We start from the raw sequence: 15,903 nt of genomic DNA, 5'->3' as shown, positions 1-15,903 counted from the left end.
CCAATTCGCGCCACAGTGACGGGCCGCGCGACTGCTGGTATGTCTTTCGCGCGCCGCTGCTGTCGGCCGAAGCATGGCCCGTCGTATGGGTGTGGAGTCCGTTGCTGACCCTACGCCAGGAGGCTAGGCGACGCAGGAACATCGCCGCGGCCATTGAAGAGTTCCAGCAGCTACGCGTGCGGCTGGCCGGCGCGAAGACGCGGCTGCGTGGCGCTGCCGAGATTGACCTGCAGATCAAGGTGATGCTCGAGAAGCACCACGTCGCCCGCTATCTGAAGGTCCGGCGTACCGTGCGTGAAGAACACGAGTACAGGCAGACGCGGCGGGGTCGCCCGGGACCCGAGACCGCTTACCGCAAGATCACGAGGCGGCGCTTTGACATCGAGTGGGCGACCGACGAACAGGCCATCGCTTACGATCACAGCAGCGATGGCATGTATCCCCTGGTCACAAACGATCGCAGTCTGTCACCGGCCCAGGTGCTGGAAGCCCACAAGGGTCAGCCGATGATCGAGAAGCGCTTCGAACAGGTCAAGACGGTACATGAGATCGCACCGGTGTTTCTGAAGGATGAGGGCCGCATTGAGGCTTTCTTCACGCTGTACTTCCTCGCTCTGCTTGTGCAGGCGCTCATTGAACGCGAGCTGCGCCTTGCCATGAAGCGCGAGAATCTCGACGAACTGCCTCTTTATCCCGAGCAGCGTCAGTGCGCACGCCCCACGACCGAACAGATCCTGCGCCTGTTCAGCCTCGCCCAACGTCACCGGCTGACCGAGGGTGCACACACGGTGCAGGTCTTCGACGTTCCCCTCACGGAGTTGCAGCGTCAGCTGCTCAGCCTACTCGGCGTCCCGGAAGATGCCTTTCGCCCGCCAGACTAGCGACGAAATTCGCGCCAAATTGTGTCCTCGACGTGCGGAATGTAAGCCCTATCGCGCCGGGCAGATTTATTCTCCAAAAAGTGGCTACCCAAAATTAGACAAAACTGGTTATTTTCTAAGGCCAGTTGAACCCCTAATCTTCACTCACCGGCCCACTGAGTGGGCTTAACCAGTCAAGGAGTGAATCATGGAACAACGTCTCGACTTCTACAAAGCCAACCCCGCCGCCATCAAGGCGTTGGTCGGCGTCGAAGAGCGCATCGGCAAATCGGCCCTCGAAAAATCGCTGACTGAACTAGTCCGTCTACGCGCTTCCCAGATCAACGGCTGCGCTTTCTGCGTCGATATGCACGCCACCGACGCCCGCAAAGGCGGTGAATCCGAGCGGCGTCTGGCCACCGTCGTGGTGTGGCGTGAAACGCCCTTCTTCACCGACCGTGAGCGCGCCGCGCTCGAATGGACTGAAGCGCTCACGCTGGTGTCGCAAGAACACGTACCCGACGCCGTATGGCAAGCCGTACGCCCGCACTTCAGCGACGAGGACCTGGTCGACCTGACGCTGCTGATCTCCGCCATCAACGCATGGAATCGCTTTGCGATCGCGTTTCGCAAGTTGCCGGCTTGAACAACGATGCTATGGCATTGAGCCAGGAGTAACCGCATGAAAATTCGTACGCTTATCGCGGCGGCAGCGCTCGCGGGTCTTTCCATCGCGGGAATCTCCCAACCCGTATTCGCCGCCGATACGGCCGCTGCACCGGAGACGATTACGCCCGCGTTCACCGAAGCAATCGCCAACGTGCCGGGCAAAACGATGACGGCGCTTGTCGTCGACTATGCACCCGGAGGCAAGTCGCCATCGCATCGGCACGGACAGGCCTTTGTGGTCGGCTATGTTCTGTCGGGCGCGATCCGCAGCCGTGTCAACGACGGCGAGACGCGCGTCTATCACGCGGGTGAATACTGGACCGAAAAGCCCGGCGCGCATCATATGATCAGCGAAAACGGGAGCGATACAGAACCCGCGAAGCTGCTGGCCATTTTTGTGGCGGACACGAAAGATAAAAATCTGGTCACGTTCGACAAGCAGTGAGCGCGTAACGTGAGATGCGGAATTGCGGTGCGGGATGGCGCCGTCCCCCTCCCCTAGAACCTCGGATGACATTCGAAATTCAATGACGATCCATGCTCGGTCATCATCTGCACACCGCTCACCGTTTCAGTCGTGATACTGGTCTGCATGCCGCGACGCTCACAGAAGTCGCGCGCCTCGCTCACGGCGTGTTCGTGCGCGCGGGCCCACGCCATCCGACCCCCGGTCGCGCTCGCCGCTACCGTGTAGGTGCCGGGTTTGTCGGTGGCGACAACGTCGGTCGTCGATGCGCATCCCATGAGGCTGGCACACGCGGCCACCGCCGCGACGAGTGCGCGCGCCCGGTTGGACAGTGAGCTTCCACGCTGCAGCGCTACGGATGCCCGCTCCTGACCGGGCATGTGATCTGAAACAGTGTTGAACATGATTCGCCTACATTTTTGACCGTTTTACCAATCTCGAAATTATGCGCAATCAGGCGCGCCAGATCAGCTTCGTCATCCGAAAACACTGTTGCATACGCCTGAATAATCGCCGGCGGGCCGTGCTGGGATGGGACTTCGCAAGTCCGTGGCGTGACGGACGAACGGCATGATCCCGTCGGCCTAAGCCAGGTTTCCATGGTCTTTTCCAGTCATGCAATATTTGCACTCTCCTAATAAAAACAATGCACTGGCTTTATCCCGCCAGTTGACTTGAAATTAGCACGGTCATTCGATTTATGCAGCGACCGGTCCGGGTCGATGAACCCAGACCGCACTCGCCCCCCAGCACGGCCGTGCAATCAAGTCCGCAACAGGCGGATATAAAAAGAGGAGACATGCATGCGTTTTATCAATCATGGCGTTTGCGGAGCCACGCTGATTCTTGCCGCCGGTGGCGCCGCGGCGGCCGAGTCGAGCGTTACCTTGTACGGCGTCGTCGATGCGAACATCCAGTATCTGAGCAACGGCGGCGTCCACTCGTATGCCGAAAAAAGCGGCGGCTCGACCGGCTCCCTGTTCGGCCTGAAGGGCACCGAAGACCTGGGCGGTGGCCTGAAGGCGCAGTTCAACGTCGAAACGGGCTTTAACGTGAACAACGGCGGCTTGTTCGCCGACACCTCGGCGCTCTTCTATCGTCAGGCATGGGTCGGCCTGAGCGACGACAAATACGGTTCGGTGACCATGGGACGTCAGTACGAGCCAAGCTTCCGGGTCATCTATCCGTCCGATCCGTTTCGCGCGAACGAAGTGTTGTCGCCGTTTTCGGCCAACGTCCTCGCAGTGGATCGGAATACGCTGTCGACGCAATACGATTCCGGCCGCGCCAGCAATTCGATCATGTATCAATCGCCGGATCTGAAAGGCCTGCGGTTCCACGGCATGTATGCGTTTTCCGCCACGGTGAGCCAGCCAGTGCCGGCCACGACGGGCAACATGCTGAACGTTGCGGCCACTTACTCGGGCTACGGTTTCTACGCGGGTCTTGCGTACGTGAACCAGCATCCGGGACGGGTAACCATTACAGGCCTGCCCGCTCCGCTGAGCCTGCTGGGCACCGAGCACTTTATCGGCGCGCTCGCTTACCGGATCGGCATCGTGAACTTCCAGTTCAACTATTCATATAACCGCGCGAAGGACCCGACGCCTGGGTCGCTGGCCGCGCACCTCGGCACCGGGCATTCGCTGAGCATTGCGGAGTTGGGCGCGACGATCCAGGCAACCCCGGCCGACGTGATCACGATTGCCGGCGTTCAGCGCAGCGTACGCGGCGCGCATGACAATACGCCGAGCATCGAGCTGGGCGTCGATCATTCGATATCCCAACGTACGAGTCTGTACATGCGGGCGGGCTACATGAAGAACAACGGCACTGCCACGGTGAGCTGGCCGGGCGTGACCGTGACCGCACCCGGAACCAAGCAGATTCTTGCGACGGTGGGTATGACGCATCGGTTCTAAGGCGCAACGTGATTGACATCAGGGCGATGCGCTAGCGCTTGCTGGCGCGCCCAAGATTTGATTTGCCGCGCCGCCTGCGTCTGGCGGCGCGATGTCGTCCGGCGTGGGCGTTGGTGCCAGGGCCGGCTCGCCGCTGCCATGCGTCTCACCGTCGACTGACCCGCTCGCCGGCACAGGCGCTTGAAGAAGCGGCGGCTGCGCCGGGAGCGGCTTTGATTCGACATTCGCAGCGGACGCGGAGGCAGATGCCGACGCAGGTGCAGTAACAGCAGGCGCGTGTCGCGTCGTACTTCGCGCGACAACCGGCGCCTCAGTCTTCGCCGGCGATGCCGCAAACAGATGCTGGAACCATTCACGAAGTCTGCCCGACCGTTCCGCAAACCAGCCAGGCTGCTGGTCGGTTGCGAATCTGACGCGGCTGTCGACCAGCTTCGAGCGCTGCGCACGCTGGAAAAAATCGCCGACGATCGGCAATGCGCTGTGCGCCCCCTGGCCCCAATAGTCGCTGCGCAAGGTCACCCGGCTGTCGTTGAAGCCGACCCACGCGCCCGCCACGAGTTGCGGCTGGATCAGGATGAACCACCCGTCGGCGTTACCCTGCGTAGTGCCCGTCTTGCCCGCGACATCGCCGCGAACACCGAAGCGGCTGCGAATGCTCGAACCCGTGCCGCGGCTCACCACGTCGCGCATCACATCGACGAGCGTGCGGGCGGCGTCAGCCGGCAACTCCTGTTTGGGCGGCACCGGAGCGAAGTCGGCTAGCACCTCGCCATTGCGGTCTTCGATACGCGTGACCATCACCGGCTCCACGTAACCGCCGAGGTTGGCGATCGTGCCGTAGGCCGAGACCATCTCCTTCAGTGTCACCGGGCTCGTGCCGAGCGCGAGCGAGGGCACCGGGTCGAGTTCGCTGTCGCGCACGCCCATGGCGCGCGCCAGTCTCGCGACCTTGTTCGGACCGACTGTTTCCATCAACTGGGCGGTGATCCGGTTGCGGGAATAAGCGAGGCCATCGCGCAGGCTGATAGCGCGCTCGCTTGGCTCATCCTCGTCGCTCGGACGCCAGATTTCGCCACCGGCCAGCGGGATCTCGACGGGCTTGTCAATAAACGTATCGCTGGGTTTGGCGCCGTCTTCGAAGGCAGCGGCGTAGACGAACGGTTTGAAGGTCGAACCCGGTTGACGCCGCGCCTGCTGGACGTGGTCGAACGGGTCCTGGCTGAAGTCGCGGCTGCCGACCCATGCCTTGATCTGGCCGTTGCGCGGGTCCATCGCGAGGAAGTCCGCCTGCACCCGGGTCTTGGATTCGCATACCGTCTGCACCAGGTTGCGATCGGACGAGACGCGCTTCATCGCGTCGTCGTCCGTCAGGCCCGCGTCTTTGGCGGCACGATAGTCGGGCGTTTCGCGCAGGAAAGTCTGCAGCAGGTCGCGGCCGTTCGCGCAACCGGCGCGCGCGCCCCACGCCGAGTTGGCGATGCCCTGCAACTGGTTGCCTTGCAAGGTCACAGCCTGAGTCGCCATGGTCTGCAAGCGTGAATCGATGGTGGTGCGCACCACCAGTCCGTCGGAATAGATGTTGTAGTCGTTGCGATCGGCCCATGCCGCGAGCCACTTGCGCAGTTGCTGCGCGAAATGCGGCGCGGGTCCGGGCGGCTCGGTTTGCCGTTCGAAATCGATGCGCAAGGGACGGCGCGCGAGCGTCGCGTAGGCCGCGGGCGTGAGCTTGCCGTACTTGACCATTTGCGCCAGCACGGTGTTGCGCCGCTGCAGGGCGCGTTCCGGGTTGAGCACCGGGTTGTAATAGCTATTGCCTTTGAGCATGCCGGTGAGTGTTGCGCTTTCCAGCACGTTCAGGTCGCCGGCCGATTTGTCGAAATAGGTTCGCGCCGCCATCTCGATGCCATAGGCGTTGTAGAGGAACGGCACCGTGTTGAGGTAGGTCTCGAGAATCTCGTCCTTGGTGTAGAGCGCCTCGATCTTGAAGGCCGTGATGGCTTCCTTGATCTTGCGCGTCAGCGTGGGGGCGCGGCCGATCTCGTCTGGATAGAGATTGCGGGCGAGTTGCTGGGTGATCGTCGAGCCACCCTGGCGGTCGCCGGAAAACGTGTGCAGCGCGGCCGATGCCGTGCGGCGCCAGTCGAGCCCGAAATGCTGGTAGAAGCGGTGGTCTTCCGTGGCGATCAGTGCGTTCACCACATTCGGCGAGATGTCCTTGAGTTTCACCCACTCGCGGTTCGAGGGCTTGAATTCGGCTAGCAGTTTGCCGTCCGCCGAGAGAATCTGGGCCGGCTGCTCGATTTTCGCCTTGCGGATGTCGCCGATGCTGGGGGTGAACGGGATCAGGGCCAGGACATACACGAGGAAGAGCGCCGGGATGGCGGCGCAGGCCCATGCCGCGCCGCGCAGCGTGGGATGGCGCAGGTGCCATAGGGCCCGGGCGACGGGTTGGTTCGCCAGGGTTAGCCCTTTTTCTAGGGTCTGTAGGAATTTGGGGATCAGGCGCTTCACTCGGGGGTACCGTTCTGCTTAACGAAGGCAGCATCGTATCAAGATGCTGAGGGGGCCTGGTCGGCGGGTTTCGGTTGTGTACCTACGGCGTTGGGCTTTCCTTGATCTGTTTGCCTGCTCGGCGCTTTTTTCTGTGCGCTTACGGTGTTGGCCTTTCCTTGCTTTGTTAGTGGTTTATTAGCGTTCGCCCCTGTGCGGGGCAGGCACTTACTTTCTTTGCCGCCGCAAAGAAAGTAAGCAAAGAAAGCGGCTCCAACCGCTAATTCTTAAGCGGGTCCCCTGGCTTGGAGGAGGTAGTGGTGCATCTGGAATCCGTGCCCTCGCACATTCCGCGTTAGTGACAAAGGGCTCATCAGTTCCCACTCCGCACTGCGTGCGTCGCGGATGGGTATACCTGGCAAACCAGGGGCTTCGGTTCAGCGCAGTGAGGGCCATCGCAAAACGTGAGGGCCAAAACGCAGCGAGCGGTCTTATGGAGTGCTCTTCGGCGCGCGCAGCGCCGCCGGAAGTATGACTGCCTTGTCACCAGGGCTGAATGTGCGAGGGCACGGATTCCAGATGTTCCACTACCGCTATTGCGCGGGGGACCCGCTTAGCAGGGGGTTCGAGCCGCTTTCTTTGCTTACTTTCTTTGCGGCGGCAAAGAAAGTAAGTGCCTGCCCCGCACAGGGGCGACGCTAATAATCCAATATCAATTCAAGGAAAGGCCAACGCCGCAGGCAACCAGACAACAAAGCGCCGCGCAGGCAAACAGACAGAAACCGCCGAGCAGGCAAAAACCCAACCCCACTATAATGTCGGCAATTCTGACAAGAGGTGCTTCATGATCATCAAACCGCGCGTGCGTGGCTTCATCTGTGTATCGACCCATCCGACTGGCTGCGAAGCCAACGTCAAAGAGCAGATCGATTACGTCAAGGCACGTGGTCCCATTGCCAACGGCCCGAAGAAGGTGCTCGTGATCGGCGCATCCACGGGTTACGGCCTTGCCGCCCGCATCAGCGCCGCCTTCGGTTCAGACGCGGCCACCCTCGGCGTATTCTTCGAGCGCGCCGGCAGCGAAACCAAAGCCGGCACCGCGGGCTGGTACAACACCGCCGCCTTCGAGAAATTCGCCGCGGAAAAAGGCCTGTACGCCACAAGCATCAACGGCGACGCCTTCTCCGATGAAGTCAAGCAACGCACCATCGAAGTCATCAAGCGCGATCTCGGCCAGGTCGACCTGGTCGTCTACAGTCTTGCCGCGCCCAAGCGCACGCATCCGAAGACCGGCGAAGTGTTCAGCTCGACCCTGAAGCCGGTCGGCAAGGCCGTCACCCTGCGCGGCATCGACACCGATAAGGAAGTCGTCAAGGAAACCGTCTTCGAACCCGCCACGCAAGCCGAAATCGACAACACCGTCGCGGTGATGGGCGGCGAAGACTGGCAGATGTGGATCGACGCCCTCCTCGACGCCGGCGTGCTCGCCGAAGGCGCGAAGACGACCGCGTTCACCTACCTCGGCGAAAAGATCACGCACGACATCTACTGGAACGGCTCGATCGGCGCGGCCAAGAAAGATCTCGACCTGAAGGTGCTCGGTATCCGCGAGAAACTCGCAGCCAAGGGCGGCGATGCACGCGTCTCGGTGCTCAAGGCGGTCGTCACGCAAGCGAGCTCCGCGATCCCGATGATGCCGCTGTACCTGTCGCTGCTCTTCAAGGTCATGAAGGAAAAAGGCACGCACGAAGGCTGTATCGAGCAGGTCTACGGTCTCTACAAAGACAGCATGTACGGCGCGACGCCGCACATCGATGAAGAAGGCCGTCTGCGCGCCGACTACAAAGAACTCGATCCCGACGTGCAAGCTCGCGTCCAGGAACTCTGGCCTCAGGTGACCAACGACAATATGTACGAGCTCACCGACTTCAGCGGCTACAAGACCGATTTTCTGCGTCTGTTCGGATTCGAGATCGCCGGCGTGGACTACGAAGCCGACGTCAATCCGGACGTGCAGATCCCCGGGCTCGTGCAGATCTGATGTTTGCTTGCGGGGTCCTTACGACCCCGCAAGCCGTGCGTTTTCAGTGTGATCAGCAGGGAAACGCCGCCTGAAGCGTGCGCAGAATGGCGAGGCCAATCGGAAAGTCGTCTGAAAGACCCGGATGGTTGGTGAAAAACCGATCGAGCAGCGGATAGACGTTCTGGTTGCCGATAGCGAGGTTTTGTGGCGGGCAGAACAGCGGCGGACGCTTCTTCGACACCAGATCCCCGTTCGCCCACCCCAGCGCGTTGATCGTGCCGGTGATGTAAGCCGCGTAGACCGAGTTGTTGTCGGTATGCGCCCAGAGCTTGTATTGCGAGGCCGTCATCTCGGCGCTTGCGTTGAGAGTAAAACAGGCCGTCAGCAAAGCCAGTGCAAATTTCGATACCCGCATCTTTGAACCTTCAATCTGTGTCGCAAAAGCGGCCATTGTAGGCGAGTCGGGGCGTGCTGCGCAGAAGCGTCCGGCGCTCGGGATTTCGTAAGAATTACGAAAGTATTTTTGTAAGCATTCGCCTGCGAATGAACCTCGCGACGTCAACGTCGCCGTCGCTCACGGATAGCGTCACGAATGCAGCACGGATGCGCGGCTTACGGCGTGCCGTTGCGGCAGTGAGCCAGGTAGCCGGGGCGCGTGGCAAGGCGCTCCATGTAAGCCGTCAGCGCGGGAAATTCGGCATGCTGCAATGGCGTTTCGAGCCAGCGGTTGATCGAGAGCGCGATCGGAATGTCCGCAAGCGAGAACGATGGCCCGGCGATGAAGGCGCCGGTTGTCTCGAGTTGCCTGTCGACGATCGCAATATGCCTGGCCCAGTTCACGCACGACAGGTCGATCTGCTGACGGTCCTGATGAGCGGGCGAGTGCCGGACCAGCGCAAGAAACGCGTAGCTCCATGCGCGGTTCAGCTCGCTCGCTTGCCAGTCGATCCATTGATCGCACTTTGCGCGCTCGCAAGGATCGTTCGGATAGAGAGACTCGCCGTCATAGCGTCCGGCCAGGTAACGGATGATCGAGTTGGATTCCCACAGCACGAACTCGCCGTCCTTGATTACGGGGACCATCGCATTGGGATTCAACGCGACGAATTCGGGCACGTTGGTCGCCCTGAATCCGGAACCCCAGTCCTCCCGTTCAAACGGCAGGCCGAGTTCAACACATGCCCACAGTACTTTGCGGACGTTGATGGATGAGGCTTTGCCTAGTATCTGGAGCATGGGATCGTGGCCGCTCAGTTAAACCGACTCAAACCCCGTCAGCACATTCACCGCATTCACCCCGATCGCCGCGACCGCGTAGCCGCCTTCCATCACGAACAAAGTCGGTTTCCCCAATCGACCAATCGCCTCGCCGATGCGCAGATAGTCGGCGCTGCGCAGCTTGAACTGCGAAATCGGGTCTTCTTCGAAAGTATCGACACCGAGCGACACCACCAGCGCATCGGGCGTGTATTCAGCGACACGCGCGCAAGCCGCGTCGAGCGCCACCGTATAGTCGGCCCACGCCGTACCCGGTTGCAGCGGGAAGTTCGCGTTGTAGCCGAGGCCCGCACCCGTGCCGGTTTCGTCGGCGTGCCCGAGAAAGAACGGATACTCGGTGCGCGGATCGCCATGCAACGACACGAACAACACGTCCGAACGGTGATAGAAAATGCTCTGCGTGCCGTTGCCGTGGTGATAGTCGACGTCGAGAATCGCCACGCGTTTCGCGCCCGCGTCGAGGAATGACTGCGCCGCCACTGCCGCGTTGTTGATATAGCAGTAGCCGCCCATATAGTCCGCCGCGGCGTGATGCCCGGGCGGCCGGCACAACGAGAACGCGCCGCGTGCGCCCTCCCTCACGTGGCGCGCGCCGGTCAGCGCGACATCCACTGCATCGCTCACTGCCGCCCAGGTGCCCGCGGTGATCGGCACACCCGCATCCATCGAGTAGTAGCCGAGCTTGCCGTCGATATCTTCCGGCACGCGGTCCTGGCGCATGCCACGCACCGGCCATATGAGCGGAAGCGCGTCGTGCTTGCGGCCGAGCGCGCTCCATTCGTCCCATGCGCTGCCAAGAAAAGCAATGAAGCCCTTGTCGTGAATACGGTGCACCGGATCGAGCCCGAACGATGCGGGCGCAATCACTTCGCCGAGCTTCGTTTCGCGCACCCGTTCCAGTATGAAATCAGCGCGGCTCGGCATCTCGAAGCAAGGCTTCATTTCGCCGTCGATCAATTCAGCATGGCCATGGTGCAGCCGGTGCCGATCGCTATACACAGTCAACATGCAATGTCTCCTCAGGGTGCTTGCTGCTCGAATCCATCACTCAATCCGTACCCGTCAAGGCCGGCCACGCTCGTGGATACGATACTCAAGATGCCCCCTCCTGGGTACGGTGTACACCATCGCTCGTCGCGAGGATGCCGTAGCAGGCCGGACGCCGGTCGCGAAACACACCCCATGCTTGACGAGTCGCGGCAACCGCATCCAGATCGAAACGATGAAGCAGGATCGCGGGCTCGTCGCGCCCCGCTTTCTGCACCTGCTCGCCATACTGATCGGCGATGAACGACGAGCCGTAATAGCGCTGCGGGAAGTCGCGGCCTTGCTCGCGGCCGGTGCGATTCGCGGCAATCAGCGGCACGAGATTCGCGCCTGCGTGGCCCTGCATCACGCGCTGCCAGTGCGCGCCGCTGTCGAGCGAGGGGTCTTGCGGTTCGCTGCCGATCGCGGTCGGATAGAACAGCAGTTCGGCGCCGAGCAGCGCCATCGCACGGGCCGTCTCCGGGAACCACTGGTCCCAGCAGATACCGACGCCGAGTGTGCCGTAACGCGTCGGCCAGACGCGAAAGCCCGTGTCGCCAGGCGTGAAGTAGTACTTCTCGCTGTAGCCTGGGCCGTCGGGGATATGGGTTTTGCGGTAGCGGCCGAGCACGCTGCCATCGGCGTCGATCATCGCCACCGTGTTGAAGAAGACGTTGCCGGCCCGTTCGAAGAAGCTGATCGGCAGGACCACGTTCAACTCTGCCGCGACGCGACTAAAGCGCGTGATGGCGGGATGGCCTTCGAACGGCAGCGCATGGCGGAAGTGCTTTGAATCCTGTTCGGTGCAGAAGTACGGCAACTCGAACAGCTCAGGCAGCAGAATCACCTGCGCGCCCTGTGCCGCCGCTTCGCGCACCAGGCGCTCGGCTTCCGCGAGATTCGCCTCGCGATCCCATCCGGGTACGGCCAACTGGATTGCCGCTACGTTGACTGCGCGCATTTCGTGTCTCCCTTGTATTCGTCTGGGAAAATTCTGCCCGAGGTGCGCGGATGAGCGATAACGGAGAAGCGGTCATCGAGGGGATAAATGTGGCCAATGTGGCCGGGGGCGGCATGACGTTGGGACGTGACCCGACAGCGCGTGGCTGCGCCGCTGACACCGTGCGCTCAAAAAGACTCAAGACAGAACCGCTGGCTACGCGCAGCGGTAGTCGCTCGGACATTGGCCGGTCCAACGGCGGAACGCGTGCCGGAAGCCAGCCGTTTCGCTATAGCCGAGACGCTCGGCGATATCCGACATCGACAGGCGCGTACGCACCAGGTAGTCGAGCGCGAGATCGTGGCGCACGCGGTCGAGCAGCGCCTGGAAGGCGGAGCCGCTGCCCGCGAGACGCCGTCTGAGCGTGCGTTCCGACACGCACAGCGCATCGGCGAGCGCGCGCAGCGAACCGTAGCGGCATGGGTCGGAATACAGCAGGCGCAGGCTCCTTGCGGTCACGTCGTTGCCCGCCGCGGTGGCCCATTCGCGCTCGAATTGCGCGCATTGCTGGCGTGACATCAGATAGCTCACCGGTTCCGCAAGGGGCAACGGTTCGTCGAGCCAGCTGGCCGGAAAAATCAGCGCGTTTTCGGCGGCGTCGAAGGTCGCGTGGCGGCCTATCCGCTCTTCGTAGGCTTCCGCGTGAGCCGGAGCGCCGAACGTCACCTCGAGCGCGGCAGGCGCGCGCCGCGCTGACAGCACGTCACAGACAATCGCCCACATCGACGCGAGGCACATGTCCGTATTGATCACGGTGAGATCTGGCCGGTAGTGATAATCGGCCGCGACGATCGCCGCTTCGTCGCCATTGCGGCGCAGCGAAACCTTGAAGTAGCTTCCGAGCAGTACGGGAAAGTCCTGGGCGCACTGCAGCGCGTCGCCGAGCGTGGGACTCACCAACATCGCGTAACCGAGGATGCCGTAGCTCGAAATATGCATCGCGCGGCCGATATCGAGGCCGATACGCGTATCGCCGCAGGCGCGCAGCGCGTTGGCGAACACGATCAGCTCCTGCGCGTGCGTGACGAGCCCGGACGGCTGCCGCAAATCGCCCTCGCTGATGCCGCTTCCCGCCAGCAGCACCTCCGCACCGATCCCCTGCCGCTCCAGCAAGGAGACGGCGGCGGCAATCGTATGCAAGGTCGCGACGCACTGGGCCGGCGAAGGGCGTTGCGAACACGGTGCATCGGTCATAGGCGGATCTCGGGTTCCCTCAATGAAGCGATGATATTTGATCAAATTTCCCAAAAGGAAAAATCCGTGCGATGATTTGATCAAATCTCATCATGCAAAACGCCCAGCTTTCCCGAACTGGCAGCTCGTCGCGCAAGGTTTGCAGCCGCGCTTCGCGCCGTCTTCATCAACCGACTGGAGTCAACCTTGCAAAGCGACCTACGCGCGGACCTGCGTGAATTCCTGGAACATCACCGCATCCATGAAGTGGAATGCGTGATACCGGACATGACGGGCGTCGCTCGCGGCAAGATCGTGCCGAAGAACCTGTTTCTCTCGGAAGGCAAGATGCACATGTCGAACGCGCTCCTGATGATTACCGTCAACGGCGAGTTCGCGGATTTCGAGCGCTTTGTCGGGCCGAGCGATCCCGACATGGTCTGCATCCCCGATCCGAACACGGTGCGGCTCGTACCGTGGGCCATCGAGCAGGTCGCGGTGGTGATCCACGATTGCGTCGGACTCGACGGCAAGCCGATCGGCATTTCGCCGCGTGCGGTGTTGCGGCGGGTGCTGAAGCTCTATGAGGAAAAGGGCTGGCGTCCCGTGGTCGCGCCGGAGATGGAGTTCTACCTGATCGCGCAGAACAAAAACCCGCATGAACCGCTGCGCCCGCCGCTCGGCCGCGCGGGGCGTCACGAAGCCGGCCGCCAGTCGTTCTCGATCGACGCCGTCAACGAATTCGATCCGTTTTTCCAGGACCTGTCGCGCTTCTGCGAGATGACACATCTCGGCGTCGAAACGCTCGTGCATGAAGTCGGCGCGGGGCAGATGGAGATCAATTTTTCTCACGGCGACGCGCTCGATCTCGCCGACCGCGTGTTCCTGTTCAAGCGCGCAGTGCGCGAAACCGCCTACCGTCATGGCATTTTCGCGACTTTCATGGCCAAGCCGATGGAGCACGAACCAGGCAGTGCGATGCATATTCATCAGAGCATTGTCGATCACAAAACCGGCGAGAACATCTTTTCGCTGCCCGACGGGACGGCGAGCCCGCTGTTTTTCAACTATATCGGCGGCTTGCAGAAGTACATGCCGCAAGCCATGCCGATGTTCGCCCCCTACGTGAATTCCTACCGGCGTCTGTCGCGCTTTACCGCCGCGCCGATCAACGTGCGCTGGGGCTACGACAACCGCACCTGCGGCATCCGCGTGCCGAACTCCGGGCCGGACGGCCGGCGGCTCGAAAACCGCGTGCCGGGCGTCGACGTCAATCCGTATCTGGCGATGGCGGCCACCCTCGCTTGCGGCTATCTCGGCATGGTGGAGCAGCAGGAAGCGTCGGCGCCGATGGTCGAAAGCGCCTACGACCTCGAATACGAATTGCCGCGCGGTCTCGAAGATGCGCTCAAGGCGCTCCTGAAGTGCACCGAACTCGCGGACGTGCTCGGCGACAACTTCGTGCAGGCCTATTGCGCGGTAAAGGAAAAAGAGTTCGAGACCTTCTCGCAAGGCATTACCGCGTGGGAACGCGAGCATCTGCAACTGCTCGTCTGAGCGCGGGCGGCCGCGGGAACATTATTGAAACTTCATTGGAGAAGCTGGATTTGAATACCCGCCACGGCATCAACTGGGAGCGTGCGCAAGCGCTGGTCGAACGCGAACGTCACGCGTTTGCGGAGGCCATGCCGAAATCCCGCGCGCTATCCGAACGCGCCGCGCACCACCTGCTGTTCGGCGTGCCGCTGCACTGGATGAACGACTGGTCGACACCCTTCTCGCTCTACGTCGATCAAGCGCTCGGCGCCACGTTTACCGACGTGGACGGTCATCGCTACGCCGACTTCTGCCTCGGCGACACCGGTGCGATGTTCGGCCACTCGCCCGTCCCCGTGGCCCGCGCGATCGCTGCCCAGGCTGAGCGCGGCTTGACGACCATGCTGCCGGGCGAAGATGTCGCGTGGGTCGGCGAAGAGCTCGCGCGCCGTTTCGGGCTGCCCTACTGGCAGTTCGCGATGACAGCGAGCGACGCTAACCGCTTTGCGTTGCGCTGGGCGCGCGCGGCGACCGGACGCCGGCAGATCGTGATCTTCAACGGCTGCTATCACGGCACCGTGGATGACGTGTTCGTCGATCTCGTCGACGGCAAGCCGCAACAGCGTGACAGCCTGATCGGCCAGGTGCACGACCTGCTCGAAACCACGCGCGTGATCGAATTCAACGACCTGGCCGCGCTGGAAAACGCGCTGAAAGACGGCGACGTGGCCTGTGTGCTGGCCGAACCGGCGATGACCAACATCGGCATGGTGCTGCCCGAACCGGACTACTGGCGGCAAGCGCAAGCGCTCATGCGCCGCTACGGCACGCTGCTGGCCATCGACGAGACCCACACCATCAGCTGCGGGCCGGGTGGTTACTCGCGGGCGTACGGCCTCGAACCCGACCTGTTCATCCTCGGCAAACCGGTGGGCGGCGGCTTTCCGTGCGCGGTGTACGGTTTCAGCGCCGAACTGGCCGCCCGCGCGCAGCACGCCAAGCGCAGCGCACCGCCCGGCCACTCCGGCATCGGCACTACCCTGACGGCGAACATGCTGGCGATGAGCGCGATCCGCGCGACGCTCGCCGAGGTGATGAGCGATGCCGCCTACGATCACATGTTCGCGCTCGCCGAGCGGATCGAGCCCGGCCTGAAAAGTGCGATCGCGCGTCATGGCCTCGCGTGGTGCGTGACGCGCGTCGGCGCCCGCACCGAATTCCAGTTCACGCCGACACCGCCGCGCAACGGCGCCGAAGCCGGCCGCCAGCTAGACCCGGAACTGGAACATATCGTGCACCTGTACCTGCTTAATCGCGGCGTACTGATCACGCCGTTTCACAACATGATCCTGGTGTGCCCTGACACGTCAGTGGCCGACGTCGACAGACTGGTTTCCACGTTCGACGCCTGCCTTGCCGAACTGACCTGAGGCTTGTTGGATCGAGGTCGATCGAGCGCG

General features: G+C 62.2%; 14 protein-coding genes. 7 read left to right on the top strand and 7 right to left on the bottom strand.

The window, feature by feature from the left end:
• The 3 genes from GNZ13_RS12115 to GNZ13_RS12105 form a co-directional block, all read left to right on the top strand.
• The coding region (locus GNZ13_RS12115) for an IS1634 family transposase (RefSeq protein ID WP_456238724.1) at positions 1-881 on the top strand (881 nt) is incomplete at its 5' end.
• Positions 882-1,068: 187 nt separating this feature from the next.
• The gene (locus GNZ13_RS12110; protein ID WP_172164061.1) at positions 1,069-1,506 is read left to right on the top strand and encodes a carboxymuconolactone decarboxylase family protein; all 438 of its coding nucleotides are present in this window, start codon (positions 1,069-1,071) and stop codon (positions 1,504-1,506) included.
• Between the two features lie 36 nt (positions 1,507-1,542).
• On the top strand, positions 1,543-1,974 hold the full coding sequence (locus GNZ13_RS12105) for a cupin domain-containing protein (protein WP_172164057.1): 432 nt from the start codon (positions 1,543-1,545) through the stop codon (positions 1,972-1,974).
• Positions 1,975-2,027: 53 nt separating this feature from the next.
• On the opposite strand, the gene GNZ13_RS12100 is transcribed toward GNZ13_RS12105, so the two are convergent.
• Entirely contained in the window at positions 2,028-2,399 is a 372-nt protein-coding gene (locus GNZ13_RS12100) for a hypothetical protein (protein WP_236001958.1), read from the bottom strand.
• 399 nt (positions 2,400-2,798) lie between these two features.
• On the opposite strand from GNZ13_RS12100, the gene GNZ13_RS12095 reads away from it, so the two are divergent.
• A complete protein-coding gene (locus GNZ13_RS12095) occupies positions 2,799-3,917 on the top strand; it encodes a porin (RefSeq protein WP_172164054.1) in 1,119 nt (372 codons plus the stop codon).
• Positions 3,918-3,935: 18 nt separating this feature from the next.
• Here the strand turns inward: GNZ13_RS12095 and GNZ13_RS12090 are convergent, their stop codons facing one another.
• Positions 3,936-6,428, bottom strand: a complete 2,493-nt coding sequence (locus tag GNZ13_RS12090; protein ID WP_172164051.1) for a penicillin-binding protein 1A — start codon at positions 6,426-6,428, stop codon at positions 3,936-3,938.
• Between the two features lie 823 nt (positions 6,429-7,251).
• On the opposite strand from GNZ13_RS12090, the gene fabV reads away from it, so the two are divergent.
• Entirely contained in the window at positions 7,252-8,448 is a 1,197-nt protein-coding gene (gene fabV / locus GNZ13_RS12085; RefSeq protein WP_172164048.1) for an enoyl-ACP reductase FabV, read from the top strand.
• A gap of 52 nt (positions 8,449-8,500) precedes the next feature.
• Here the strand turns inward: fabV and GNZ13_RS12080 are convergent, their stop codons facing one another.
• The 5 genes from GNZ13_RS12080 to GNZ13_RS12060 all read right to left on the bottom strand — a co-directional run bounded on the left by GNZ13_RS12080 (position 8,501) and on the right by GNZ13_RS12060 (position 12,928).
• Positions 8,501-8,845 (bottom strand): hypothetical protein, encoded by a 345-nt coding sequence (locus GNZ13_RS12080; protein ID WP_172164045.1) that lies wholly within the window; start codon positions 8,843-8,845, stop codon positions 8,501-8,503.
• 197 nt (positions 8,846-9,042) lie between these two features.
• Positions 9,043-9,666, bottom strand: a complete 624-nt coding sequence (locus tag GNZ13_RS12075) for a glutathione S-transferase family protein (RefSeq protein ID WP_172164042.1) — start codon at positions 9,664-9,666, stop codon at positions 9,043-9,045.
• A gap of 18 nt (positions 9,667-9,684) precedes the next feature.
• Complete coding sequence (locus GNZ13_RS12070; protein WP_172164039.1) at positions 9,685-10,716, bottom strand: histone deacetylase family protein; 1,032 nt, start codon at positions 10,714-10,716, stop codon at positions 9,685-9,687.
• Positions 10,717-10,801: 85 nt separating this feature from the next.
• The gene (gene aguB / locus GNZ13_RS12065; protein ID WP_172164036.1) at positions 10,802-11,695 is read right to left on the bottom strand and encodes an N-carbamoylputrescine amidase; all 894 of its coding nucleotides are present in this window, start codon (positions 11,693-11,695) and stop codon (positions 10,802-10,804) included.
• Between the two features lie 195 nt (positions 11,696-11,890).
• Positions 11,891-12,928: an AraC family transcriptional regulator gene (locus GNZ13_RS12060; protein WP_172164032.1), complete on the bottom strand. Its 1,038-nt coding sequence runs from the start codon at positions 12,926-12,928 to the stop codon at positions 11,891-11,893.
• 186 nt (positions 12,929-13,114) lie between these two features.
• Here GNZ13_RS12060 and GNZ13_RS12055 point away from each other — a divergent pair, with 186 nt between their 5' ends.
• Together GNZ13_RS12055 and GNZ13_RS12050 are read left to right on the top strand one after the other, a co-directional pair.
• On the top strand, positions 13,115-14,464 hold the full coding sequence (locus GNZ13_RS12055) for a glutamine synthetase family protein (RefSeq protein ID WP_172164029.1): 1,350 nt from the start codon (positions 13,115-13,117) through the stop codon (positions 14,462-14,464).
• A gap of 50 nt (positions 14,465-14,514) precedes the next feature.
• Positions 14,515-15,873, top strand: coding sequence for an aspartate aminotransferase family protein (locus tag GNZ13_RS12050; protein WP_172164026.1), 1,359 nt, complete (start codon positions 14,515-14,517; stop codon positions 15,871-15,873).
• Positions 15,874-15,903 lie beyond the last annotated feature (30 nt).

The sequence above is a fragment of the Paraburkholderia elongata genome, assembly GCF_013177735.1.
In the GTDB taxonomy this organism is placed as follows: Bacteria; Pseudomonadota; Gammaproteobacteria; order Burkholderiales; family Burkholderiaceae; genus Paraburkholderia; species Paraburkholderia elongata.
This window is presented reverse-complemented; position numbering and strand designations above follow the sequence as displayed.

Coding starts and splice junctions, on each gene's coding strand:
- GNZ13_RS12105 (WP_172164057.1), top strand. CDS start 1,543: ATGAAAATTCGTACGCTTATCGCGGCGGCAGCGCTCGCGGGTCTTTCC.
- GNZ13_RS12080 (WP_172164045.1), bottom strand. CDS start 8,845: ATGCGGGTATCGAAATTTGCACTGGCTTTGCTGACGGCCTGTTTTACT.
- GNZ13_RS12100 (WP_236001958.1), bottom strand. CDS start 2,399: ATGTTCAACACTGTTTCAGATCACATGCCCGGTCAGGAGCGGGCATCC.
- GNZ13_RS12110 (WP_172164061.1), top strand. CDS start 1,069: ATGGAACAACGTCTCGACTTCTACAAAGCCAACCCCGCCGCCATCAAG.
- GNZ13_RS12070 (WP_172164039.1), bottom strand. CDS start 10,716: ATGTTGACTGTGTATAGCGATCGGCACCGGCTGCACCATGGCCATGCT.
- aguB (WP_172164036.1), bottom strand. CDS start 11,695: ATGCGCGCAGTCAACGTAGCGGCAATCCAGTTGGCCGTACCCGGATGG.
- GNZ13_RS12075 (WP_172164042.1), bottom strand. CDS start 9,666: ATGCTCCAGATACTAGGCAAAGCCTCATCCATCAACGTCCGCAAAGTA.
- fabV (WP_172164048.1), top strand. CDS start 7,252: ATGATCATCAAACCGCGCGTGCGTGGCTTCATCTGTGTATCGACCCAT.
- GNZ13_RS12095 (WP_172164054.1), top strand. CDS start 2,799: ATGCGTTTTATCAATCATGGCGTTTGCGGAGCCACGCTGATTCTTGCC.
- GNZ13_RS12060 (WP_172164032.1), bottom strand. CDS start 12,928: ATGACCGATGCACCGTGTTCGCAACGCCCTTCGCCGGCCCAGTGCGTC.